Below are 24207 nucleotides of genomic sequence, written 5' to 3'. Positions count from 1 at the left end.
AGTCACGCGAGCGGGAGCACACGAAATCTACTCCCACCCTCGAGGGGGAGCTGTTTCACCCTGGGGATCCAGTCAGGTTACCGTACGACCGTCGACGGTGGAAGCGGTCCACCGTCGTCGACCACCTTATTCGGGGACGAGCCGCCCGATCGAAAGCCTTCCGTACTTTGCCTCGAGGCGGTCCCAGACGACGATCACCGAGGGAAGCACGATGATGGAGGTGAGCCAGGAGTAGAAGACTCCTAGCGCCAGCAGGAGACCGAACTCCATGATCAGCGGGATCAGCGCGAAGTACAGCACACCGAGCCCGCAGACGGTCGTGAGCATGCTCCCGGTGAGGGCACCGCCGGTTCCGCGGACGGTCACCATCAGCGCCTCGTCGACGTCGCCCCGTTCCTCGTACTCGTCGACGAACCGATGCATGAGGTGCACCGTGTAGTCGACGCCCAACCCGATCGAAACCGAGAGGATCGGCGCGTTGATCGGGCTCAACGGCACGTCGAAGTACCGCATCGAGCCCGCGAGCATCGCGACGGCCAGCAACACCGGTACGAGGTTAATCACGCCGTAGATCGCTCGCCCCTCGAGCCACCAGTACGAGAGGACGAGCAGGACGATCGTCAGCAGGAATGCAACGAAGAGGCTAGTGATCGCCGAGTCGCCGATCTTCTCGACGACGCTTTCGAAGATAACCAGTTGGCCGGTCGCGGTCGCGTCCATTCCCATGCGGTCGGCGACCTCGCGTGCGGCAGCGACGGCTTCCGCCTGCTCGGCGTCGGCCTCAACCTGAATGTCGATCCGCGTCGCGCTGCGGTCGGTGGTCAGGCGATTGGCCGTCTCGTCCTCGGCGACGGCGAACATCTTGTCGTAGACTGCGTCGACGTCTCGATCCGGAACTCCGTCGCCAGTGCTATCGTACCGCTTGACCGTCCCTGCAAACTCCGGGTTCGCCGCGGCCTGCTCGTCGATCACGTCGAGGATGCTGGTCGCGTCGGCCTGGCGGCCGTCCGTCTTGAATGCGTCCGGCGGCTTCTCGAGCGTGCGGTCGATTTCTCTGAGCGCGCCGTCGTCACGCAACGCCGGATCATCGACGTAAATCGTCACCGAGCCTTGCATCCCCTGATCGAAGTCTTCCTCCATGATGTCGAGGACAGTGATGAAGGTATACTCCGACGGAGCGAGCGGCCCGGGCAGAGACTCGTACTGCTCGAGGCGATTCTCGTCGGGGAAGAACGCCTCCTGATCGAACTGCGTGCTGACACCGGTTCCGTACGCGGCGGCGCCGGCTCCGAACACGAGCATCGCAACGAGGAAGACGACGGGGATGACGCGTGCAATGTGCACGCCGACGGGGAGCACCCGTCCGAGCCGCGACTCCTCGCTCCCCAGCGGCTCGGTTCCGAACGACGGGAACCGCGTTCCCTCGCGAAGCCGGTCGAGCCCGACCTTCCCCGCAGGGAGGAAGACCCCGAAGATGAGGAACGTGAAGCTGATCCCGGCCGCGGCGACGATCCCGAAGTCCTGGGTCATCTCGCTGGTCAGGTTCGCCGCGAAGCCGAAGACCGTCGTGAGGGTGACGATCAACAGCGCGGTCGTGAGCTGACGGGTCGTGATGCCCATCGCGTCACCGATCGGTGCGCCCGTCGACCGCTCCTCGCGGTAGCGGTTGATGATGTGGATCCCGAAGTCGATCCCCACTGCTAGCAGTAAGGGGAAGACGGTCAGTAGCGAGTCGGAGAAGGGAATTCCCGCAAATCCCATGAAGCCGAACGTCCAGATCATCGACATGAGGAGCGCGACGAGCCCGAGGGTGAGGTCGATCGGATCCCGGTAGGCGATGATCAAAAATAGTAGAATGAGAATCAGCGCCGCCGGGAAGACGACGATCGCCGTGTCGCCGAGCAACTGCAGCGTCTCCTGCTCGGTGATGGCGCTACCGAAGACGACGATGTTGTCGTCCGAATCGAAGCCGTCGATCTCGTTCGCGACGGCTTCCGTCTCGCGGATAAGCGCTGCGTGATCGTCGGTATCCGCGTTCGACGGCGTATCGTACGTGATCGCCACTTGCGCGACGTCAGCGGCCGCCGATTCGCGCGTAAAGTCGGTACTCACCGGCAGCCCCATCGTTTCGTCGGCCGTTGCAACTGCCTCCTCGAGTTGCCGTTCGGAGGCCCGTTCGACGGCCCGACGTTGTTCCTCGCGGGTCGTCGCCTCGGGATCGAGTTGGGTCGCGATCAGTGAGGCCGGACTGGTCGACGACGCGACCCGCAGACCGGCGTCGTTCTCGATCCGATCCTGGAACTCGAGCAGCCGCACCAGGTTCGGTTTCGAGATCGCGTTGCGGTCGGCCGTGAGAAACAACTGCGCGGTCGTGCCCCCGGAATCGCGGCTACCGCGATTGAAGTCCTCCTGCATGTTCTCGTAGGCCTCCTGGGCCTCGGTGTCCTCGGTAAACTGGTCGGTACCGGCTTCCTGTCCGCCGCCGCCCGCGGCGGCGCCGCCGAGGAAGAGGGCCGTCACCAGCAGGAAGGCGATCACGACGGTCCAGGGTCGGTTCGTGATCAGCGGGTTGACCCGGCGCGTGAACGGGTCGTCGCCCAGTTCCCCGTCGGTATCGTCCGCGCGGTCGCCGCGGAAGCGACTGGTTCCGTCGTCGGTCTCAGCATCGCCTCCGAAGCCGAGATCAAGATCGAAATCGAGGCCGAAGATGCCACTCCCGTCCGCGTCGTTCGAACGCTCTTCGGCGCGACGCGGGTCGGACTCGTCGGCGGTGCCGTCGTCAGTCATCGGTCGTGATCACGTCCGACGCCACCACGCGACGCCGCCGAGGCCGACGATCGTTAGGCCGAACATCGCGGGGGCGAGCGATCCGAGGAATCCGCCGCCGTCAGACTCGGCGGGGACGACCTCGATCGGGTGCTGATAAACGTCCGAGAGCGTCGACTCGCCGCGTTCGGTCTCGTACTCGAAGTCGAGTTCGACTGGATGCAGTTCGGTCGCAGCGGCGCTGCTCGCCGAAATATCGAAGGTGATCTCGGCGGACTCGCCGGGCTCGAGTTCGGGGACGAACGCCTCGTCGTTGTTCGTCGAGAGCGGACTGTCAGCGTACAGTCGAGCGTCGATGTTCGACAGCGTCTGGTCGCGTTCGTTGGTGATCGTGAGTGCAAACTCGGTGGTTTTCCCCTGCTGGACGGTAACACCATCGTCAGCGATCGAAAACTCGTCCTGACGTTCGTCGACGACGACGCGCTTGCTCATCGGTCCGTCGGAAAGGGTTGCCTCGCCGCTCGGCCCGGTGTACTCGACGGAGAACTGGAGCTGTCGAGGCCCGGCATCAGCCTGACCGCTGACGTCAGTCGGATACCGGAACGACGCCGTTTCACCGGGCTTGAGCGTCGGAAGAGCGTAGCGAGTGTCCTCGATGAACAGCGATTCGCTCATCGGTTCGACGACCAGTACGGCGTCGTCGATCGATCGCGGCCCGTCGTTGGTGATCTCGCCCGAGATTTCGCCCTCGTACCCGACCGAGAGGGTGTCCTCGAGGGTAGCAATCGAGAAGGACTGTTCGGGAGCCGGAGTGAGGGTGGTGATCTCAACGGGAGCTTCTCGTTCGATACCCGCAGTATCGCGGTACGTGAAGCCGACTTCGATCGGCTTCTCGCCGACGCTTATCGACTTGGCGAGCGTGACGTCGATCGTCGTCGTCGTCGTCTCACCCGGTTCGAGGTCGCCGATCGCTTCCTGTGCTGGCGCCTCGGCGGTCGCGCCGTCGACCGTGACGCCGGTGCCGCCGGAAATGGTCGCTCGAGTCTCGTTCGCTCGTTCGGTTCCCGTGTTGGTGATTTCGATCGTCGCCTCGCCGCTCGCTCCGGGTTCGACATCGCTTTTGACGGTAGCCACGTCGAAGCGCGGTTCGTCGGGCACAACGAGCGTGACATCGTACTTTTTGCTCTCTGTCTGTCGCTCTAGATCGGAAATCCGGTTCCAGTGTGAGTACCGAACTCGGACCGTCACCTCGTACTTTCCGGGTTCGACGTCATCCGGCACTTCGATCCGCTGTGGGACCTCGACCAGCTGGCCGTCTTGTATCGGCCCAACCGGCGTTTCAGCTGATTTTGCCTCGAACGGCCCGGTATCCTCGAGTTCGACGGTGACGCCGTTCGCCGTCAGCATCCGGGAGTCACTTCCGGCTTTCAGTTCCGCATCGTTCTTGATCTTGAGATTGATACTGTTCTCGGTTCCGGGTTGAATCTCATTGTCCGGTGCGTACACCGAAAGGTTCGGCTCGCCGACTTCGGCCGCACTGACAATCGTTGGGAGCCCCATCCCGGCAACAGTGAGGAAGACGACTATCAACACCGCTCCGTGCTTTCGACTAGTCATCGTTCCACCAACCAATCTCACTCGACTGGATTAAATGACATCTCTCTAACCAGTCTCCTCGATTCGCCGCTCTGTAACTACTCATTAACCGATATATTGACGCGTCGGATATAATGGTTCTGATTGAACGTTCAATCAAAAACGGGCGGGGAGTAGCTGACGAGACGAAGGCTACAACTACCGAAGGCAAACTGATCGTGACTTGCATCGGAAAGCGAATTTATCGAAAACTCCGCCGCAAGGCGCAAAACTGCGCCGCCGTTAGGCTCGTTGGAGTAGCCAATTGTAACCGAGATCAGCCTCGTCGAATCGTCCCCAGAGGTAGAACGCAGGGGGGAGCGCGACAATCGAGGTGACAAACGAATAGAACACGCTGATGGCCATGAGCAGGCCGAAGTCGCCGAGCACCGGCGTAATGGCGAGTGCGAGCGCGCCCGTCCCGATCGACGTCGTGAGCATGCTCCCCGCAAGCGCCCCGCCGGTTCCCGAGAGCGTCGTCGTGAGCGCGTCCTGAATCCGATCGTATCCATCGTACTCGTCGATGAACCGGGCGGTCGTGTGGACGGAGTAGGCGATCCCGAGGCCGATCGATATCGACAGGATCGTCGCCGTTAATGCGTTCAGCGACATCCCGAGCAACCGCATGGTTCCGATCAGCGCCGCCACGGAGATCGCGATCGGAAACACGTTGACGATCCCCAACAGCGGTCGCCCCTCGAGAATGGCGTACGAGAGGACGAGAAACACCGCGGTCAGTCCGACCGCGAGTACGAGACCCTGAACTGCTGACTCGAAGATGACGGTTGTCACGGCGTCGAAGACTACTATCGTTCCCGTGGCAGTCGCGCTGTAGCGGAAGCGGTCGGCGAACTGGGCGCCGTCGGCCGCTACTTCCTGCTGGGACGCCTCGGCGTCGACCGAGTACTCGATCTTCGCGCTTCGGCGGTCCTCCGTGAGGTACTGGGCCGCCTGCGAACCCGCGGGCGACGCGAACAGTTCGTCGTAGATCCGATCGAGGTTACGATCCGGGATCCCATCTCCATCCTCATCGTTTCGAGCGACGAGGGCAGCGAACTCGTCGTCCTGCTGGGTGTACGACTGGATGACCGTCACGATGCTCTGTGCCTCGGCCTGCCCGCCGTCACCGACCGCTACGCTCTCCGGCGGGTCGTCGTTGGGCTTCGCGAGCGCCTCGAGCGCGTGGGATTCCTCGAATGGCCCTTCGACGTACAGTGTTAGCGTCTCGTCTTGGTTCGCTTCGAAGCGATCCTCGAGCAGGTTGAGTGTCTCCGTGACGGTGTACTCACCGGGGGCAAACGGTTCGGGAATGTATTCGACGTACCCGGGTTGGTCCTCCGGTGGAAGGAAGTCCGCTTGCTCGAAGGAGGTGTCGACGCCCATGCCGTAGACGCCCATGCCGGCTCCGAGCAAGAGCAAGACGATGACGAAGACGACGGGTGCATGTTGGCTCACCGTCGCGGGCACCGCCAGGATCCGTCCGAAGGCCGAGTCGTCGGATGCGATCGGCGAAGAGTTGAACTCCGGAACGCCGTAGTGATCCCGGAGTCGGTCGGTCTCGAGTTTCGCCGCGGGGAGGAAGAATCCGAAGATGAGGAACGTAAACGTGATACCGACCGACGAGGCGATGCCCATGTTTCGAATCGGATCGAGGTCTGAGATGACGTTCGCACCGAATCCGAACACGGTCGTCGCGGTGACGATGATGAACGCGATCATCAGCTGATTGTTCGCGGTTCGCATCGCCGGGATCGGTTCGTATCCCTGGACCGTCTCCTCACGGTAGCGGTTGATGATATGGATTCCGAAGTCGACACCGACCGCCAACAGCAGGACCGGCACGGCGATCATCATCTGTCCGAACGGAATCCCGGAGAAGCCGAGGAACCCGAACGTCCAGACGACCGTCATCAGCAAGGCAACGAGGCCGAGCGCGAGGTCGATCGGATCGCGGTAGGCCACGACGAGAAACGCGAGCAGGAGGACGACGACGACGGGCATCACGATGGCCATCGAATCCCCGATGATGCTCTCGAACTCCTGATCGATGACGCCGCCGCCGAAGACGCGAACGTCCGTCGCTTCCTCGTTCGCGATCGACTCGATCTCCGTCTGCAGTTCCGTCACGTCGTCGTCGCCGAATTCGGGCGGCACGTCGTGGGAGATGACGGTTATCGAGGCGGATGCCGACGCTTCGTCGACGTTGAAATCGTCCGAGACGATCCGCGAGAACGACGGATCCTCGGCCGCCGCCTGCACCGCTCGTCTGATCTCCCGATCCGACGCCGATTCGATCACCCGCCGCTGTTGGGTCGCCGTCCTAGCGTCTTCGTCGATGATTTGCGCGACAATCGTCGCCGGGCCGTCCGCAGATTCCATCCGTAGGGTCGGATCCCCTTCGACGCGCTCGAGAATGCGTAGCTCTTGGAGCAACGCCTCGCGAGTCAGCACGTCGGAACCGGTGTGGACGAGTTGGGTCGTTTCGTCGTCCGCGGTGAACGGTCCCTGGAACTCCTCGTTGACCGAGTCGAGCGCTTCCTGTTCGGGGAGGCCCTCGGTGAACGAGTCGGTCGCGCCCGTGTCCGTCTCGACGGCGGTCGTACCGACCGCGAACACGGCGGTGACCACCAGGAAGGCCAGAATTACGGCTCTCGGTCGAGCGACGACCGTCTCGTTGACGCGCTCCGTGGCCGCCTCGATCCGCGCTCCGAGTTCCGTCATCTATCTCCTCTGTTGGTAGATGAACGCACCCGAACCGACGATCGTGAGGCCGACGATGACGATCGTAGACACGGGTAATCCACCCTCGCTCTCGACGACGTCGATCGCGACCCGGGTCGTATCGGACAGTTTGCTGGTGCCGCTCTCGTCGTCGTACCGGAAGTCGAACGAAATCGGATGGGTCTTCGCGGTCGCGCCCTCGTCGGCCGACAGCGCGAACGTCATCGTCGCGGTTTCGCCGGGCTCGAGTTCCTTGACGAACGCCTCGTCGTCGGAACTGTCGAGCGGTTCGTCGGCGAACAGACTCGCTTCGATGTCGGTGACCGACTGATCGAGATTGTTCGTCACTTCGACGTCGATCGTCTCCTCGCCGCCGGCGGCAATTTCGCGGTCGGTGACGTTCACCAGAAATTGATCGCGCTGCTCGTCGACCTCGGTCACGATCTCGAGGTCCTCGTAGAGCCGCTGCTCGAAATCGGTGTTCCGGTACTGGACGCCGAGGTCGATCGTTCGGTTGATCGGCTCGGCCTCGCCGCTGACATCGACCGGCAGTCGGAACGGTGCCGATTCGCCGGACTCGAGCGTTCCGACGGCGACGCTGCGCTCGATCGGGACGACGGTCCGGGATTCGTCGGTAACGGTAACGACGACGTTTGCAGCGGCGGTCGGCCCGTCGTTCGTGACGACGCCGCGAATATCGCCTTCCTCGCCGACGTGGAGGTCGGATTCGACGTCGCTAACGCTGAACTGCTGTTCTGCCAGCGGTATCACGCCGGCCGCCGGACTCTTGTCGACCCGCTGGAGTCCGTCGGCCGTTTTGAACGAGACGGTCCCGTCCAACATGTACTGACGCTTCGAGGTGTCCGGCTGGATCGACACGTCGTAGACGACGGTCGCCGTCTCGTTCGCCTGCAGTTCGGTGATATGGGCCGTGTCCTGTGTCGTCTCACCGAATACGACGCCACTGCTCAGCGACTCGAGAGTGACGCCGATATCCGTCGCCGTCTCGTCACCGATGTTCTTGACGGTGGCTGCAAGCGTCCCCGTATCGCCGATCTGCGCATCGGTCGACACGTCGACGATTTCGAAGCGCGCGTCGTCGTCGACGACGAGGTCGATCGACATGGAGTCCGTCTCGGTGCGCTCGTACACGTTCGACGTCAGGCTCTCCCGGTACGTGTACGAGTAGGTGACGTCGACGTCGATCGTGTACGTGCCCGCGTCGACGTCCGCCGGTACGTCGATCGCGAGCGGCGCTTCGCCCGGCTTCATCGCCGTTACCGGTCCGACAGAGAGCGTCCCGCTCCGGACGGTAAAGGGCGTATCGTCCGCCTCAGCTTCGATCTCGACGTTTCGGGCGGTCGTTACGGCGTCGCGCATATCGGACGTACCCCGCTCGAACTCGCCCCTGTTGGTCACCTGAACCGTTACTTCGTTCGTTTGGCCGGGTTGGACGATCGGGTTCGGGACCCGTAGATTCAGGTCCGGTTCCCCGTGTGCCACCGTGGTCGTCGCGGTTCCCTGTTGCTGTCCCGCAACGGTCTGAACTAGTCCGACGCCGGCGAGGCCGACGCTCGAGGAGAGTACCAACAGCCCGATCGCGGCCGCAAGCACCGATCGGCTCCTCATGCTCCATCACCTGTGGAGTATCTGGTCGTTCGCTGATCCCCTGTCTTAGGGCCGCTGCTGGCGAACGTCCGACTGACACGGTTCGAGAGTGTCCCAGTACAGACTATCATTCTATCTCCCATATCTGGTCTGCGAATAGAAAAATAAAGAACCTTTCCATTCATAGATTCGTGAGTAGGGAAGGACGGACGAACTTCTCGATCGATCCGCTGCCGATTCGGAGACGATCGATTCGACAGGAACGAATTAATGTACTGACGCGGATTACCACCCTCAAAGCAATCACGACAAATGAAAGGATTCAGTGACGAAGAGCGAGACCGGATCAGGACTGAGCTGATCACGTCGGGTCGCGAACTGTTCATCCAGTACGGGCTGGAACGGACTCGAATCAAGGACATCACCGCCGAAGTCGACATCGGGACGAGCACCTTCTACCAGTTCTTTGACTCCAAGGAGCACCTCTATCTCGAAGTACTCCTTCGGGAGATCGAACGATTTTCGGCGGATCTCGAGTCAGCCGTCGACGACGTCGACGATCCGCGCGAGCAGGTCCGGATCACGCTCCAGCAGACGTTCGACGAGGTCGAATCGAATCCGATCGTACGGAACCTCATCATCGAGGGCGAGCTCGATGCGCTGCAGTCGCAGCTTCCCGACTCGAGCTATCAGGACGTCGTCGACCAGTTCGGCGAGGGGATTTTCGGCCCGGTCGACGAGTGGACCGACGGGGACGCCTTCAAGTACGAGGACCCGCGGCTCATCGAGGAGTTGTTCGAGGCACTCGTGTTCGTCACGCGGTGCAAGGATCTCAAGTCGGAAAGCGAGGGCGTGCCCTACGACGAGATTCGCAGTACGCTAATCGACGTGATCGTCGACGGGCTCTTCGAAGACGAACCGTGAGGCCACCAGCCGCTGAAACACGGTTGCCGACAGTACGAGCAAGTCTACTACCGGCACTGAGACGCTGATTGGGTTCTGACCATCCGCAACCGAGTTGGCGTAACTCGGAATCAAGCTGACGTGAAACGCACGAAAACAGCGAGTACTGAGACGAAATTCGGATTCTACTTCCGTTAGTCGTCAGCCGCAGCCGCTTCCGCCTCGCCCGTCGCCTCGGCTCGCTCGAGGTCCTCGAGATACTCGTCGGCGTCGAGCGCGGCCTTCGAGCCCATCCCCGCCGCGGTGACGGCCTGCTGGTAGTGGTAGTCGACGACGTCGCCGGCGCCGAAGATGCCGGGGACGTGGGTCTCGGTCTGGCCGCCCCCCGTGCCGCCCGTGGTCTTCAGGTAGCCGTCGTCGTCAAGCTCGACGCCGGTGTCCTCGAGGTAGGTCGTGTTCGGCGTGTGGCCGATCGCGTAGAAGACGGCGCCGACGTCGAAATCGAACTCCTCGGTCTCGGGGTCGTCCAGTCGGTCTGTCGGGTGGCCCTTATCGTTTTGCACGAGGGTGACGTGGTCGACGCCCTCCTCCTGGGAACCGTGGACCTCCACGAGTTCGGTATTCTTCATGATCTCGATGTCGCCCTCCTCGACCTTTTCGTGGACGCGGTCGACCCAGTAGTCCTCCGCGCGGAACTCCTCGCGGCGGTGGGCGATGTAGACGGTATCGGCGAACTTCGTGAGGAAGGTAGCTTCCTCCATCGCGGCGTCGCCGCCGCCGACGACGAGCATGTCTTCGCCGCGGAAGAAGGCGCCGTCGCAGGTCGCACAGGTCGAGAGCCCGTAGCCCATCAGTTCGTCCTCACCGGGAATCTCGAGCGTCCGGGCGCTGGCCCCGGAGGCGGCGATGACGGCGTCGGCGGTGTAGACGTCGCCGTTCGTGAGTTCGACGCGGAACGGCCGCTGGGAGTCGTCGACCGACTCGATGATGCCGTTTTTCAGGTCGGCGCCGAACTGGCGGGCCTGCTCTTTCATGTTGTTCACGAGTTCCGACCCGTTGATGCCCTCGGGGAAGCCGGGGTAGTTCGCGACGTCCGTGGTGAGGGTGAGCTGGCCGCCGGGCTCGTCGCCCTCGATGACCAGCGGCTCGTTGTTCGCGCGGCCGGCGTAGATCGCAGCGGTGAGACCGGCGATGCCGGTGCCGGCGATGATGAGCTTTCGATGTTCGACGATTTCGTCTCCGTCGTCCTCGGCGATACCCAACTTCTCGTCGAGTTCGCCTGTCTCCTCGAGCGCGCTGGTGTCGTCCCAGCCGCCGATCAGTTCGTCGTCGATGAAGACTTCGGGTGCGGTCTTGCGGCCGTCGGCGCGCTCGACCATCTCCTCGAAGAGATCGTCGTCGCCGGTGACGTTGTACGTCTCGTACTCGATCCCCTTGCTGTCGAAGAGGTCCTTGGCCTTCTCGCAGTACGGGCAGTCTTCCTTCGTATAGATCTCGACCCGAGGCTGCTCACTCATGGCCCATAGTTAGAATACGGGGCCTAAACCCCTTGCGTTCTCAGCAATACCGAACGTCGCCTACGACGCCTCACTGCCGTCGTGCCGGGCAGTTGACCGATCCACGAACTCGACGGCGACCGCGATCTCGTGGCCGGTTCGCTCCTCGAGTCGAGCCTCGAGATCGGCGGCGAGAGCGGGATAGGGAGCGTCGGCGGGGCGCTGGACGACGACCGTGACCGACGTCTCGTCGGCGACCAGACCGCCGTCGTGGAAATCGGTCTGGACGTCCGCCAGCGTCAGTTCCTCGTAGGGGTCGTCCTCGAGGACGGTCCGAACTTCGTCGTTGACGGCGCTCTGGAAGGCGACGTGGGTGCCGAGCACGAACCCGGCACCGGCGAGGACGGCCAGCCCACAGGCGAGGACGACGGCGAGCGTACTCATCCGGCCGCCGGAGACGTTGCCGCGGATCGTGCCGGTCGTCCAGCCGTCGGGCCGGTAGCCCAGATACCAGAACACGACGAGGCCGGCCAGCGGGATCGACGTGGCGTTGACCGCGACGAGGGTGGCTGCGCCGAGCGCCACGGACGCGTTTCCCCACGCGAGGCCGATCCCGACCGCCGCGGCGGCCGGGATGAGGGCGACGGCGATCATCACGCCGACCAGCGAGACGGGGATCGCCGTCGCGAGGCCGAACGCGCCCGCGGCACCCGCACAGATGCCGACGACGATCGCGAGCGGTCCCGGCGAGATGCGGTTCTGAACCTGCACGATCGCGGTGATGTCGATCGTCGAGGGGACGAACCCGCCCGAACGGATCAACCACGCGAACGCGAACGCGCTGGCGATCGCCACGATTAAGCCGCTAACCAGCGCGAACAGACCATCGGCGACCATCTTCCGATCGTCGAGTACGAGGCCGACGGTGCCGGTCAGCGCCGCGCTGACCTGCGGGGCGATCACCATCGAGCCGACGACGATCGCCGGCGAGTCGAGCAATAACCCTGCGGTCGCGACGAGCGCGCTCAACACGGTCATCGCGTAGTAGGTGAGCCGCCCCGGCGTCATGTTCAGCGCCCGGGAGCGGATCTCCTCGCGGGCGATGCTGTCGTCTTCCTCCTGTCCGTTGACGTACCGGTCCTCGAGATCGTCGATCCGGGGCGTTCGCGCCGTCTCGATCGAGGAGACGACGACGAAGTCGTCGTCGATGCCGACGTCGCGCAGCGACGAGAGGACGTGCTCGACCGCCTGGGGCGGCACGGGGAAGCTGACGAGTTCGCCGTCGGTCCCTTCGCTGTTCTCGACGGTCCGGACGTAGTCGAGGTTCTCGGTCTCGAGGACGCGCAGCGCCTCCTCGCGCTTATCGTCGGGCACGAACACCTCGATCAGTCGCACGCTCGTCTCCTCGACGACCTGCATGAAGCCTATTCGGTCGTTACCGTCGGTATCGAGAGCGTACACCCGAAGCCCCACCCAACCGGCGCACCTGCGTAACGCGCGACGACGCACTTACGGCGCTCCCGAGCAACCCTCGACTAGAGCATGCCCGCCGATCTCGAGGAGAAGACCGACCGTTACGGGGAGCTACTCGCCGAGGCGCTCGCGGAGGCGACGATCGCACCGCCCGAGGGAACGCCGATGGCCGAGGCCGCCGCGGAGTGTTACGAAATGGCTGAATCCTACCTCGAGGACGGGCGTCACTTCCGCGAACACGACGATCCGGTCAACGCGCTGGCCTCCTTTTCCTACGGGCACGCGTGGCTCGACGCGGGCGCACGCGTTGGGTTGTTCGACGTGCCGACGGAGGGCCACCTGTTCACCGTCGAGTAGCGCGCGTCGTCGGCTGAAAAAGCAGTCGCGAATCGAGGAGAGGCGCCTGCGATGTCGGCCGTTAGGGTAACCGGACCGTGTTCTCGAGGGCCCCGACGCCTTCGACCTCGATCTCGACCGTGTCGCCGTCCTCGAGCGGACCGACGCCCTCGGGCGTGCCCGTCGCGATGACGTCGCCCGGTTCCAGCGTCAGGTAGGTAGTGATCTCCGCGATCAGTTCGGAGATCGGGAAGATGAGCTGCTCGCGGGTGCCGTCCTGGCGCAGGTCGCCGTTGACGCGGGACTGGACCGAGGCGTCCTCGGGCACCTCGTCGGGGGTCGCGAGCACCGGCCCGAGCGGCGCGGCGCCGTCGAAGGCCTTCCCGCGGACCCAGTTCTGTTCTTTCTCCTGGTCGTCGCGGTTGGAAATGTCGTTGACGCAGGTAAAGCCCTCGACGACGTCCATCGCGTCGGAGACGGGGACGTGGCGACACTGCTCGCCGATGACGACGCCGAGTTCGGCCTCGTAGTCGATCCGCTCCTTCCCGGCGGGCGCGGTGATCGTATCGCCGTGACTCGCCACCGTATTCGGCGGCTTCAGGAACAGCAGCGGCCGATCCGGCACATCGTTGCCCATCTCGTCGGCGTGATCGGCGTAGTTGCGGCCGATACAGACGATTTTCGACGGCTCGGACGGCGGCAGCACGTCGATTTCGTCATCGTCGAGACTGTACGTCGCGTTGCCAAAGCGGACGCGGTCGTCCTCGAGGCGGCCGCGCCGGACCGCGCCGGCCGGATCGCGGAAGCGGACGTATTTCATGATCGACGATTGTATCGGGGGTGAGAAAAACCTTGAGATCTCGGCGGCGTTCGCAGGGATCGTTCCCGATTCGTCATCGCAACGGCCACAACGAGGTCGGATTTCGAATTTCTCTCCCGTTCGACAACGCATGTGCCTCGAGCGTGTCGGCGGGTTCTCGAGCGCGCGTGGCCGTGCTGCCCGATCGGATTCGATCGAACTGAGTGTGCGTCAGTAACTGCCACTGCGCCTTCGGAACGGAACGCTTTTTACTAGCCCTCCGCAACGATTGGATGCGTACGTTCCGGTGCCCGCGGAAGCACGCTGGGCTCGGAGCGAGCACGCAGTGAACGCTCCGTTGGTGTAGTCCGGCCAATCATTTCGGCCTTTCGAGCCGATGACCTGGGTTCAAATCCCAGACGGAGCACTCCCTCGATTCTATTGTCGCCGAGTAGCGGGACCGTACACGCGAGTTCTACGCGTCTCGAGTCGCGTTCACGTGATCGTAACTAGGTCGGTCTCGAACGACAGAGCGACGAGAGAGCCCTCGCATCAGCCATCCACTGCTGCCCTTGTGTGATCCGGGTGTGTGCTTTTATGCTGCAGTACGCTACCGACGTGTGCTATGTGTCACCACTTCGAACCCGTGGAAGAACTGAGCGAGGCCGAGCGTGAGGAACTCCTCGAGGAGCACGACGAGGACGAACTGCGCGCCGCCTACTCCGACGACGAACTCGAGGACCCCGAGGCACTCGACGTTACGGCGTAACCGAATCGACACGACGATACCTTCCGCTCGCGGGCAGTCATTTTTCGAAGTGAGCGGCTCGGGATATCGAGCCCGATCACGCCGAACTATCGTCGTCGACGTCGATCGCGCGTGCGGCCGTCGCCTTGAACGACGCCGTAATCGCCCGGCCCGACTCCAGCGCTAACCGGTCTACGCTCCCTTTCGTGACTAGTGCCTCGAGTACCGTTTCGCTTGGATTCGAATCGCCGTCCGAATCGCTGTCGGCCTCGAGATCGATCGTGACGCGGCTGATCGCGTCGCCGGGCTCGAGCCGTGCGACGGTACCCTGGAACTGGTTCCGAAGGCTGGTGCCGTCCGCTCGCGGCGTTTCGTCGGGATCGGTCAACACGACGGCGTCGGATCGGACGGTGATCTGGACGTCGCTCGCGCCCTCCGGTGCGAGCGCGACGATCGGTCCGACTGCCGTCTCGACGGTGGCAAGTTCGCCGGTTCGGTCCCGGACGGTCCCAGCGAAGACGGATTCGGTCACGCGTGCGACGCCGTCGAGTGCGGCGTCGTGGCGGTCGAACTGTCGGCGAAGGTCGCGGGCCGTCTCGGTCAGTTCCGTCCCGCCGCCGCCGCTGCCGCCGCGTTTCCGCTCGGTGATCTGGCCGACGGCTTCCTCGATCTCGACGACGCGGTTCTGCAGCCGCGCGTAGGAGCGACCCAGTTCGTCGGCCGCGCGGTGCATCGAGCCGTACTGCTCGATCGCGTCGAGCATCTCGATGTCGCGTCGGTCGATCGTGACGTCGTCGACCGCGAGCTTCGTGGTGTATTCCCGTTCGATCGTCATAGTCGGTCGTGAGTCGTCCGTCGTCGGAGCGGCTGGCGCTCAAATTCGATCGCCGCTATCGGCGCGGGTTCCTCAGTATATCAGCTCTCCTTCGATAAATTTCCGGGTTCGATTGTCGTCCGGCTCGTCGAACACCCGGTCGGTCGGTCCGATCTCGATGATCCCGTCGCCGAGCAACACCGCGACGCGATCCGCGATCCGCTCGGCCTGGTGCATGTCGTGGGTCGCAATCGCGACGCCGATTCCCTGTGCTCGCGCCTCGAGCACCGCGTCTTCGATCACCGCGGTGTTTCTGGGGTCGAGATCCGACGTGGGCTCGTCGAGCAGGAGGACGTCGGGATCGTACGCGAGCGCGCGGGCGAACGCAACCCGCTGGGCCTCGCCGCCGGAGAGCGAGTCCGCGTTCTGGTCGGCCTTCTCGGCGAGACCGACCGTCTCGAGCGCCTCGATCGCGTCGCCGGTACCGTTTCGCTTGCCGACGAGACTCACGAGTTCGTGCTGGAGCCGTTCGGGCCACGATTTCCGCACCCGGAGGCCGTACTCGGCGTTGCGCCGGACGCTCGCGTCGAAGAGGCTCGCGTCCTGAAAGACCATCCCGATCTGTCGGCGGTACTCGAGTCGCTCCCGTTCGGGCGCGTTCCAGACGTCGACGCCCTCGTACTCGACCGTCCCGCTGTCGGGGGCGTCGAACAGCGCGAGCAGCCGCAGCAGCGTCGACTTGCCGACGCCGGAGGGGCCGATGATCGCGACCACCTCGCCGGGCGTCACCGACAGGGAGACGCCCTCGAAGACGGTCTCGTCCGCGTAGCCGTGGTGGACGTCGGTTGCAGCGAGCGTCATCAGTATCGCCCCCCTTCGTCACTGCCCAGTCGGACCACGATCGCGTTGACGACCAGTACGAGCACGACGAGGATCACACCGAGCACCATCGCCGTCTCGTACCGGCCCTGTCGCGCCTCGAGTTGGATCGCGGTCGTGAGCGTCCGCGTCTTGGAGGTGCCGTTGGGGCCGGCGATGTTGCCGCCGACGATGAGCACGGAGCCGACCTCGCTGATCGCGCGGCCGAAACCCGCGAGCACCGCCGTCGCGATGCCGTAGCGGGCCTCCTTGATCGTTACGAGCGCTACGTCGAGGCGGGTGCCGCCCATCGCGTAGGCGGCGTCGCGGACGTTCTGTTCGACGCTACTGACCGCGGCGAGGCTGACGCCGGTGATGACCGGCGCCGCGAGCACGAACTGCGACATGATCATGGCCTCCGGTGTGAAGATGAGCTCGAGCGACCCCAGCGGCCCCTGGTTTGAGACCGTAAAGAGGACCACGAGCCCGACGACGACGCTGGGAAAGCCCATCCCGGTGTTGATGATCGACGTGAGCAACCCCTTCCCGGGGAACTCCTTGAACCCGACGACGAGCGCGACCGGGAGGCTGAACAGGGTGCTCAGCGTTACCGCCGCGAGGCTTACGTACAGCGAGACCCGGACGATACTCCGAACGTAGTTCCACTCGAAGGGGAACTCGGCGAGCACGAGCGGGTCCGTAGCGATGCGCTCGAGTGCGAGTAGCATGGTGAGTTAGGAGTCGTCGCCGTCCGACGCGCTCCACCCCTCGGGGACGTACTGCTGGAAGTTCGGCTCCTCCGACAGCGCCTGCGGGAAGAACAACTGCTCGTCCTCGACGGTGTAGTTCTCGATGATGTCCTGGGCCTCGGGGCTCGTGATGTAGCCGATGTAGGCCATCGCGAGGTCGTAGTTGGCGTTGTCGTGGACGGCCGGGTTGACGGCGATGATCCCGTAGGGGTTCGATAGCAGTTCCGGTCCGCCCTCGATCGGTCCCTCGACGAGAATCTCGAGGTTGATGTCGCTCTGCATCGAGAGGTAGGTTCCGCGGTCGGCTAACGTGTACGCGCCCTGCTGGCTGGCCTGGGTGAGCACCTCGCCCATCCCCTGGCCGGCGGCCATGTACCACTCGCCGAAGTCGTCCGGATCGAGTCCGGCCTCCTCCCAGATGGCGAGTTCCTTGGTGTGGGTCCCCGAGTTGTCGCCCCGGGAGACGAACTGCGCTTCCGCGTCCGCGATCGCCTGGAACGCGCTCGTCACCTCCTCGTTGCCCTCGATCCCGGCCGGATCGTCGGCGCCGCCGACGACCACGAAGTCGTTGAACATGATGTCGCGGCGGTTCACGCCGTACCCTTCCTGCATGAACTCGTCCTCGAGCGAGCGGGCGTGGACCATTACGACGTCCGAGTCGCCGTTGCGGGCCGTCTCGAGGGCGGCGCCGGTCCCCTGTGCGACGGCGTCGACCTCGACGCCGTACCGTTCCTGGAAGGGGGCGTTGAGTTCGTCGAGCAGCCCCGTGTCGTAGGTGCTGGTCGTCGTGGTCAGCGTCAGCGTTTCGCCGCTGATTTCCGGTTGACTGCCGCCGCTTCCGCCGTCGCTTTCGTTTCCGCTCTGGTTCCCGTTCCCGTTGCCGTTGCCGCCGTCCTGTGCCGAACAGCCGGCGAGTCCCGCGGCAGCGGCACTCCCCACCGCAGCGATGAATTTTCGTCGTTGTATCGGCATAGATATCACGACATGACGAAACATGATATACCTTTGGATGTCGACGTAATCGAAAGCGGTTGAGGACGACTCGGGAACTGCACTCAAACGCGACTAGGTCGATACGTTGACCCGCAACACCGATCCGGCGTAACCGGTCACGGTTATGTTCAGCGGGATGATCAAACAGCACGACGGCGAATCGAACGGAACCGCCGGGTGGTGTCCGCCGAGCAATACCTCGAGCGCCGTTGGAAAACCGAACCCCGAGACGGCGGTCCGACGCCGGGCCCTGCAATAGCAGTCCCAAACCCGACAACTAACACCGTTGGATGGTTTCGTGCGTCAAACGATGACACTATTCGAACTGACCGGCTTTCAGCGCGACCTACTCGTCGTCATCGCCGGACTCGATCAGCCGTCGGGACAGACGATCAAGGAGAACATCGAGGACGACGCCGGCGTAGACATCAACCACGGTCGGCTCTATCCCAATCTCGATACGCTGGTCAACCAGGGACTCGTCGAGAAAGGGCAACTCGATCGGCGAACGAACTACTACGAGATTACTGCGGACGGCAAGGAAGCGCTGCAGGACCGCGAGTCGTGGGAGCGCGAATACATCGAGGAGGTCGTCGCCTGAGTCGACGGGACTGGGCAGAACGAACCGAGACGAACCGGGAGAACCGAGACGAGCCTGAACGAGCCGAGATCGACCGCGCTCGAGGACCATCACCCTGCGGACCGCCGGTCGCAGACGAGCACGGCGCTCGCGTTACTGGTACATCCGCAGCGGCTGGGCTTGCGAACTCTCGTCCTCCGCGATCGCCTGCATCTGTTGGGCGAACTGCTCGCGCTTCTCGCGGATCTCTTCCGCGCGCTCGAGGAGGTCCGAAACGTCGATCTCGACGTCCGCGATCGGCCCGATGGCGTCCTCGAGCAGGACGCTCGCGGCCTCGGGATCGGGGAACTGTCGGCTGCACTCGACGACGATGCCGAGCGAGTCGAGTTCGCGCTGGGCGGCGCGGTTGATCAGCGCCCCCGTCGGCCCGGTGACGACGCCGTCCTCGGGCGGGGCCGCGATGTCGTGGCGCTCGAGCGTTTCGATGGACGCGCCGGTTCCGATCCCGTAGATACCCGGCCGGCCCTCCTCGCGTTCGGCGGGGAGGCCGCTGAGGTAGATCGGCGTCGCGTTCTGCTCGACGATCCACCCGGTGATGCACTCCGCGACGTTCGAGACGGCCTGCGAGGAGATCGGCGCGTCGCTCTGCAGCGCGAGCAGGTCGTGCTCCTCGCTGGCGTAGAGTCGGACCGGCGGCCGGGCCTGCTGGTGGCCGCCGCGGTAGACGCCGATCCGGGGGAGCCCGTTACAGTCGACGCTCGCGAAGTACTCCATCTCGAGTCGCTCGACGAGGTGGTCGGTCGCGATTTTCCCGACGAGGCCGACGCCGGGGAACCCCTCGACGAGGGTCGGACTCTCGAGGTCGACATCGACATCGCGCGTGTGGATTTGGGCCATATTCCAACGAGTTGTGGCGCGCTCATAAAATTGCGGCCACGATGGGACGGACCGTAGTCACGGCGAGAGGACGAGCATCTCCGTCGAACCGCGTTGAAACTCGAAGGGGACCGGTACGCGGGTCGGCTCGTATCCTTCGGCCTCGAGCGCCGGCAAGACTGTCTCGAGGTGTGGCGAGGGTTCGGCGTCGAGCCCCTGCAGCGGGTAGATCCGGACCTCGTCGGTCGCGACGCGACAGAGTTCCCGCAGCGCCTCGCGGTGGAAGGCCGCGCCGAACCGATCCCCGTAGAGAAAGAGGAAGTGCGCCGAGAGGACCAGCGGGAACGAATCGCTCGCAAAGGGCAGCGTCGGGAGCGCGGCGGTGACGTACCGACCGTCCCGCCGCCCGTCAGCGTAGTCGTCGAGGAAGCGCTCGGACGCCCGCCGCAGGTACCGACGCCGGTCGGCGGGCGACTCGTAAAATGACCACGCGAACAGGCCCGGTTTCTCGAGGATCTGGTCGGCGACCGATTCCCGGTCGTCGCGACACCGTCCGGCGAGTTCGTCCCGCGCCCGCTCGTAGATCACGTCGGCGCCGACGGCGTCGACGCCGCGGTCGGTCGCGGTGGCGACGAACGACGCAACCCCGGACGGGCAATCGAGCACGCGCCGTCCCTCGAGTTCGGCCGGCTCGAGGTCGAACATCGCCAGATACTCCTCGAACGTGCGGCCGATAACGGCGCAGTCGGTGACTTCGAATTTCGTCGAGTCGGTCATTACGGATATCTTGGCCCACAGTTATGGCTACCGTTGTATAAATATGTATTCTGGTGGACAAGTATGTTCGTTACTTTCCCGGAACAAGCCGCCTCTGAGTCGACCGCTTCGAAACCCACAAACGCCGGGCGTTCGAATTCGGCGGTAATGGAGCCACTCGAGCGGTATCGACCGATTATCGACGATTTCGACGCGTTTCTGGAGGCCTGCGAGCGGCCGCTGGGCAACGCCGTCCGGATCAACACGATCAAGGCGTCCGTCGAGCGGACGCTCGAGGCCCTCGATCAGGAGGCCGTCGGCTACGAGCAAGCCGACTGGAACCCGCGCGTGCTGCGCCTCGAAACGGACTCGCCCGGGTCGACGTGGACCTCGTTCCACGGGTTTACCCACGGGCAGGAGGAGGTCTCGGCGGTGCCGCCGGTCGTCCTCGATCCCCAGCCGGGGGAGCGCGTCTGGGACTGCTGTGCTGCGCCCGGCGGAAAGGCGACCCAGATCGCGGCGCTGATGGACGACGAGGGGACGGTCGTCGCGAACGACAGCAACCTCGGCCGGATCTCCGCGCTGCGGTTCAACGCCGAGCGTCTCGGGGCGACCAGCCTCGCGGTCACCAACGAGGACGCCCGAAACTACTCGCTGCAGCGGTTCTCGTTCGACGAGTTCGACCGGACGCTCGTCGACGCGCCCTGTTCCTGTGAGGGGACGATCCGGAAGAACCCCGACGCGCTCGAGGACTGGTCCGAGGACCACCTCGCCTCGGTCTCGGGCATCCAGAAGGGCATCCTCCGCCGGGCGATCCAGGCCACCCGCGAGGGCGGCACCGTCGTCTACTCGACGTGTACGTTCGCCCCCGAGGAGAACGAGGCCGTCGTCCAGCACGCCCTCGAGGAGGAGAACTGTCGCGTCGTCGACTTCGATCTCGACCTCGAGTACGCACCCGGGCTCACCGAGTGGGAGGGCGACGAGTACGACTCGAGCCTCGAGAAGGCGGCCCGGATCTACCCGCACCACAACGATACGGGCGGCTTCTTCGTCGCGAAGTTGGAGGTGACCGCCTGATGGGGGACGAAACGGAATCAGAACTCGAGCAAAACGACGGCCAGCGGTTCGACCGCCTCCCGTCGACCCCCGACGAGCGAACCGTCGAGGGCCGCGTCAGCCGCGAGGAAGTCCTCGAGTACTTCGAAGATCGATTCGGCATTCCGCGCGACACCTTCGACGACCACACCTTCTGGGAGAAAGGCGCCGGCAAGATCTGGATCTACGCCGGCGAGGCGCCGACGCCGGTGAAGATCGAGTCGATCGGCATGACCTGTCTGCGGACCCGGCAAGAGCACTGGAAGCCGACCACGGACTTCGTCCAGCGCTTCGGCAAGTACGCCGACGAGTGCGTGATCGAACTCGAACGTGAGGAAGCCCGGAAGTTCGCCGCCGGCGAGGATCAAGACATAGAGCGCTGGGAGGGCGATTGGGGGTATTTGATCGCCGCCCACGAAGTCGGGGCCGGGCCGGCGGGCCGACCAGATGAGGACGGCGAAGCCGTCGAAGGAGGCGATCTCGAGCCCCTCGGCGTCGGTCTCTACCTGCACGGCGAACTCCGCTCGCTGGTGCCGAAGGGGCGCCGCCGAGACCTGTAGTCCGCCGCCGCAGACCGACGTCCGACCGCTCGAGACCGTCGCTCGAGGCGGAACGTGGCGCCGTTCGCAAGCACTACCTCTTCTACCGCGCCGCGCGTGTTCTCGAGGGCATGAAGACTGTCGTCCACCTCCTCTCCGGAGACGACGCCGAACAGGAAACCGCCCTCGCCATCGCTCGCAACCTCCTCGACGACGAGACCGATAGGATCGACGAGGTCGCGATCGTCGTCCAGGCGGACGGCATGCAGGCGGTCACAGCCGACGGCGAAAACGCTGATCAAGTGCAGGAACTACTGAACGACGACGTCGCGTTCAGGGCCTGCAGCAACACGCTCGAGATGCTCGATCTCGAAGAATCGGACCTCGTCGACGGCATCGAGACCGTTCCCGAAGGTGCCGTCGAAGTGACGCGACTGCAGAGCGAGGAGGGGTACGCGTACCTGCGCCCCTAGAACGATCGCTACGATCGCTGTGGCACGCGAGCCGTCTCGCCCTCCAGAAACCGCCTGATCCACCCCGTAAACCCAGCCCGCTGCTCGAGGAAGACGCCGTGTTTCCCGTTCTGGTACATCGCAAGTTGCGAGTCCGGCAGGCCGGCGTGGGTCTCACGGAGGATCGCCTCGGTGAAGAACGGATCCTCGGCCGCGCCGATGACGAGCGTTCGGGGCTCTATCTCACCCAGCCGATCGCTGCCGTCGTACTCGAGGACGGCGTCTACGGAGGTAACCACGTCGCCCGGCGCGGCCGGCGTCGGCGGCTGCAGTCGGCCGACCGTTCGCGAGAGCAGCGGATAGAGGCGTCCGCGCGCGCCGGTGAACATGTGCTCGTAGAGGCGCGATCGGAGCGCGAGCCAGTCCTCCTCGAGCGCGAAACTGCGCAGTTGGCGGACGAGCGGGCGGCCGTTCGCCGCGAGGCGACAGCCCGAGACGCCGACGACGAGTCGCTCGACGAGGTCGGGTCGTTCTCGCGCGACTTCCTGAGCGATCAGGCCGCCCATCGACAGCCCGAACACTGACGCCGAGCCGATATCGGACTCGAGGACGCGGGCGTAGTCCTGGGCCATCGCCTCGATGAAGTAGTCGTCGCCGAGGCCGCGCGGTCGGCTGACCACGTAGACCGTGTACTCGTCGCGGAAGGCGTCGAACAGCCGCTTGAAGAACCACGTTTCCTGCCGGCCGTACTCGCCGTCGAACATCGCGTCGCCGAGGCCGGGGATCACCAGCAGCGTCTTCGGGCCGGTGCCGATCCGGAGGTAGGGGTACAGATCCGCGAACTGTCCGGTCTCGGTTACCGTTCGTGCGTCGGATACAGACATAGGGTCTCGAGCCATCGGACGGGAGCGAGACGCAAAACGGTTGGACGCGCTCGTGCCGTGGTCGGTTCGGGTAGCCGCGGTCAGGACTGCGGCTCCGACTCCGCCGCAGCCGACAGCTTCGGCAACCCGGCTTCGATCTCCCCGCGGCGGTCCTCGAGCCACTCGGGCAACACCAGTCGCTCGCCCAGTTCCTCGAGATCCTCGTCGACGGTGTACCCCGGCTCCTTCGTGGCGAACTCGAAGAGCACGTTCCCGTACTCGCGGGTGTAGACCGACTTGAACCACTTCCGATCGATGATCTCGGTCGGGCGGAGCCCCCTGTCGATCAGGAACTCGCGCCAGTCCTCCTGTTCGTCCTCCCGGACCTCGAAGGCGACGTGGTGGACCGTGCCGGCGCCGGGCAGTCCCTGCGGAGCCTGCGGGTCCTCCTCGACGTCGACGACGAAGCCCAGCTCGCCGTCGGCTTCGAACCGGCGTCGGGGGCCGCCGCCCTCGGTTCCGGGTTCGTGGCCGGTCTCCTGATAGCCCATATCCTCGAGCAGGTCCACGGTCGGATCGGCGCTGGTCAGCGAGAGCGTCACGCCGAAAAAGCCGCGGATCGCGTGCTCCTCGGGGACCGGACTCTCGGGCAGGTTCGCCGGCGGCGCGTCCGCCTGCGCGACCAGTTCCAGCGGCAGGCCGTCGGGATCGGTAAAGGGGAGGACGGTGTCGCCGAACCGCTCGAACGGGTCGTCGGGCTCGGCGCCCGCGTTCTCGAGGCGGTCGCGCCAGTAGTCGATCGACCCCTCGGGGACGAGGAAGGAGACGGTGCTAACCTGGCCAGTCCCGACCTGGCCCGAACGGGCGTCGACGTACGGAAAGAAGGTCATGCTCGTTCCCGGCGTGCCCTCGTGGTCGGCGTAGAAGAGGTGGTAGACCGAGACGTCGTCTTGGTTGACGCTTCGCTTGACGAGTCGCAGACCGAGCGTCTCGGTGTAAAAGGCGTAGTTGCGCTCGGGATCGCTGGCGATCGCGGTGACGTGGTGGATGCCACGTGTCTCCTCGGGCATATCGGTTCGTACGCGCTCGAGCGGAATAACGGTCCGTGTGAACGCGAGTACAGGACGCGGAACTGCCCGTGTGCGTC

Annotated in this window: 22 protein-coding genes and 1 tRNA gene; 8 read left to right on the top strand and 15 right to left on the bottom strand. The window is 64.5% G+C overall.

Going from position 1 to position 24207, the window contains the following annotated elements:
* Window positions 1-126: 126 nt before the first annotated feature.
* From ATJ93_RS09545 to ATJ93_RS09530, 4 genes are all read right to left on the bottom strand, one after another.
* Complete coding sequence (locus tag ATJ93_RS09545; RefSeq protein WP_245977541.1) at window positions 127-2787, bottom strand: efflux RND transporter permease subunit; 2661 nt, start codon at window positions 2785-2787, stop codon at window positions 127-129.
* A 9-nt stretch (window positions 2788-2796) separates the two neighbouring features.
* Window positions 2797-4383, bottom strand: coding sequence for a COG1361 S-layer family protein (locus ATJ93_RS09540; RefSeq protein WP_120244422.1), 1587 nt, complete (start codon window positions 4381-4383; stop codon window positions 2797-2799).
* Window positions 4384-4644: 261 nt separating this feature from the next.
* Window positions 4645-7122, bottom strand: a complete 2478-nt coding sequence (locus ATJ93_RS09535; RefSeq protein WP_120244421.1) for an efflux RND transporter permease subunit — start codon at window positions 7120-7122, stop codon at window positions 4645-4647.
* Complete coding sequence (locus ATJ93_RS09530; protein ID WP_120244420.1) at window positions 7123-8751, bottom strand: COG1361 S-layer family protein; 1629 nt, start codon at window positions 8749-8751, stop codon at window positions 7123-7125. It abuts the gene before it with no gap.
* A 291-nt stretch (window positions 8752-9042) separates the two neighbouring features.
* On the opposite strand from ATJ93_RS09530, the gene ATJ93_RS09525 reads away from it, so the two are divergent.
* On the top strand, window positions 9043-9654 hold the full coding sequence (locus tag ATJ93_RS09525) for a TetR/AcrR family transcriptional regulator (protein ID WP_120244419.1): 612 nt from the start codon (window positions 9043-9045) through the stop codon (window positions 9652-9654).
* A gap of 173 nt (window positions 9655-9827) precedes the next feature.
* On the opposite strand, the gene ATJ93_RS09520 is transcribed toward ATJ93_RS09525, so the two are convergent.
* A complete protein-coding gene (locus ATJ93_RS09520; protein ID WP_120244418.1) occupies window positions 9828-11150 on the bottom strand; it encodes an FAD-dependent oxidoreductase in 1323 nt (440 codons plus the stop codon).
* A gap of 60 nt (window positions 11151-11210) precedes the next feature.
* Complete coding sequence (locus ATJ93_RS09515) at window positions 11211-12524, bottom strand: DUF389 domain-containing protein (RefSeq protein WP_120245234.1); 1314 nt, start codon at window positions 12522-12524, stop codon at window positions 11211-11213.
* Window positions 12525-12671: 147 nt separating this feature from the next.
* Between ATJ93_RS09515 and ATJ93_RS09510 the strand changes: the two genes are divergently transcribed.
* The gene (locus ATJ93_RS09510; RefSeq protein WP_120244417.1) at window positions 12672-12959 is read left to right on the top strand and encodes a DUF357 domain-containing protein; all 288 of its coding nucleotides are present in this window, start codon (window positions 12672-12674) and stop codon (window positions 12957-12959) included.
* 61 nt (window positions 12960-13020) lie between these two features.
* Here the strand turns inward: ATJ93_RS09510 and ATJ93_RS09505 are convergent, their stop codons facing one another.
* On the bottom strand, window positions 13021-13758 hold the full coding sequence (locus ATJ93_RS09505; RefSeq protein ID WP_120244416.1) for a fumarylacetoacetate hydrolase family protein: 738 nt from the start codon (window positions 13756-13758) through the stop codon (window positions 13021-13023).
* 331 nt (window positions 13759-14089) lie between these two features.
* Here ATJ93_RS09505 and ATJ93_RS09500 point away from each other — a divergent pair.
* Window positions 14090-14164 (top strand) — tRNA-Glu (locus ATJ93_RS09500).
* A gap of 198 nt (window positions 14165-14362) precedes the next feature.
* The gene (locus ATJ93_RS23630; protein WP_170155553.1) at window positions 14363-14506 is read left to right on the top strand and encodes a hypothetical protein; all 144 of its coding nucleotides are present in this window, start codon (window positions 14363-14365) and stop codon (window positions 14504-14506) included.
* A gap of 76 nt (window positions 14507-14582) precedes the next feature.
* Here ATJ93_RS23630 and ATJ93_RS09495 read toward each other — a convergent pair whose 3' ends face one another.
* The 4 genes from ATJ93_RS09495 to ATJ93_RS09480 all read right to left on the bottom strand — a co-directional run bounded on the left by ATJ93_RS09495 (window position 14583) and on the right by ATJ93_RS09480 (window position 17878).
* Window positions 14583-15320: a TOBE domain-containing protein gene (locus tag ATJ93_RS09495; protein WP_120244415.1), complete on the bottom strand. Its 738-nt coding sequence runs from the start codon at window positions 15318-15320 to the stop codon at window positions 14583-14585.
* A gap of 72 nt (window positions 15321-15392) precedes the next feature.
* A complete protein-coding gene (locus tag ATJ93_RS09490) occupies window positions 15393-16160 on the bottom strand; it encodes an amino acid ABC transporter ATP-binding protein (protein WP_120244414.1) in 768 nt (255 codons plus the stop codon).
* Entirely contained in the window at window positions 16160-16885 is a 726-nt protein-coding gene (locus tag ATJ93_RS09485) for an ABC transporter permease (protein ID WP_120244413.1), read from the bottom strand. Before ATJ93_RS09485 ends, ATJ93_RS09490 begins: the two co-directional genes overlap by 1 nt.
* Window positions 16886-16891: 6 nt before the next feature.
* Window positions 16892-17878, bottom strand: a complete 987-nt coding sequence (locus ATJ93_RS09480; RefSeq protein WP_120244412.1) for a substrate-binding domain-containing protein — start codon at window positions 17876-17878, stop codon at window positions 16892-16894.
* A gap of 331 nt (window positions 17879-18209) precedes the next feature.
* On the opposite strand from ATJ93_RS09480, the gene ATJ93_RS09475 reads away from it, so the two are divergent.
* Window positions 18210-18500, top strand: coding sequence for a PadR family transcriptional regulator (locus ATJ93_RS09475; RefSeq protein ID WP_120244411.1), 291 nt, complete (start codon window positions 18210-18212; stop codon window positions 18498-18500).
* Window positions 18501-18632: 132 nt separating this feature from the next.
* On the opposite strand, the gene ATJ93_RS09470 is transcribed toward ATJ93_RS09475, so the two are convergent.
* Both ATJ93_RS09470 and ATJ93_RS09465 read right to left on the bottom strand, forming a co-directional pair.
* Window positions 18633-19376 (bottom strand): proteasome assembly chaperone family protein, encoded by a 744-nt coding sequence (locus tag ATJ93_RS09470; RefSeq protein ID WP_120244410.1) that lies wholly within the window; start codon window positions 19374-19376, stop codon window positions 18633-18635.
* Between the two features lie 57 nt (window positions 19377-19433).
* Window positions 19434-20132, bottom strand: coding sequence for a hypothetical protein (locus ATJ93_RS09465; RefSeq protein WP_120244409.1), 699 nt, complete (start codon window positions 20130-20132; stop codon window positions 19434-19436).
* Between the two features lie 147 nt (window positions 20133-20279).
* Here ATJ93_RS09465 and ATJ93_RS09460 point away from each other — a divergent pair, with 147 nt between their 5' ends.
* The 3 genes from ATJ93_RS09460 to ATJ93_RS09450 all read left to right on the top strand — a co-directional run bounded on the left by ATJ93_RS09460 (window position 20280) and on the right by ATJ93_RS09450 (window position 22218).
* Window positions 20280-21188, top strand: coding sequence for an RsmB/NOP family class I SAM-dependent RNA methyltransferase (locus tag ATJ93_RS09460; protein WP_120244408.1), 909 nt, complete (start codon window positions 20280-20282; stop codon window positions 21186-21188).
* Window positions 21188-21766 (top strand): DUF7122 family protein, encoded by a 579-nt coding sequence (locus tag ATJ93_RS09455; RefSeq protein ID WP_120244407.1) that lies wholly within the window; start codon window positions 21188-21190, stop codon window positions 21764-21766. The genes ATJ93_RS09460 and ATJ93_RS09455 overlap by 1 nt, the downstream gene beginning before the upstream one ends.
* A 110-nt stretch (window positions 21767-21876) precedes the next feature.
* Window positions 21877-22218 (top strand): DsrE family protein, encoded by a 342-nt coding sequence (locus ATJ93_RS09450; RefSeq protein WP_120244406.1) that lies wholly within the window; start codon window positions 21877-21879, stop codon window positions 22216-22218.
* 8 nt (window positions 22219-22226) lie between these two features.
* Here ATJ93_RS09450 and ATJ93_RS09445 read toward each other — a convergent pair whose 3' ends face one another.
* Complete coding sequence (locus ATJ93_RS09445) at window positions 22227-23081, bottom strand: alpha/beta fold hydrolase (protein WP_245977540.1); 855 nt, start codon at window positions 23079-23081, stop codon at window positions 22227-22229.
* An 80-nt stretch (window positions 23082-23161) separates the two neighbouring features.
* Complete coding sequence (locus tag ATJ93_RS09440; protein WP_120244404.1) at window positions 23162-24130, bottom strand: VOC family protein; 969 nt, start codon at window positions 24128-24130, stop codon at window positions 23162-23164.
* Window positions 24131-24207 lie beyond the last annotated feature (77 nt).

The sequence above is a fragment of the Halopiger aswanensis genome, from assembly GCF_003610195.1.
Taxonomy (GTDB): Archaea; Halobacteriota; Halobacteria; order Halobacteriales; family Natrialbaceae; genus Halopiger; species Halopiger aswanensis.
This window is presented reverse-complemented; position numbering and strand designations above follow the sequence as displayed.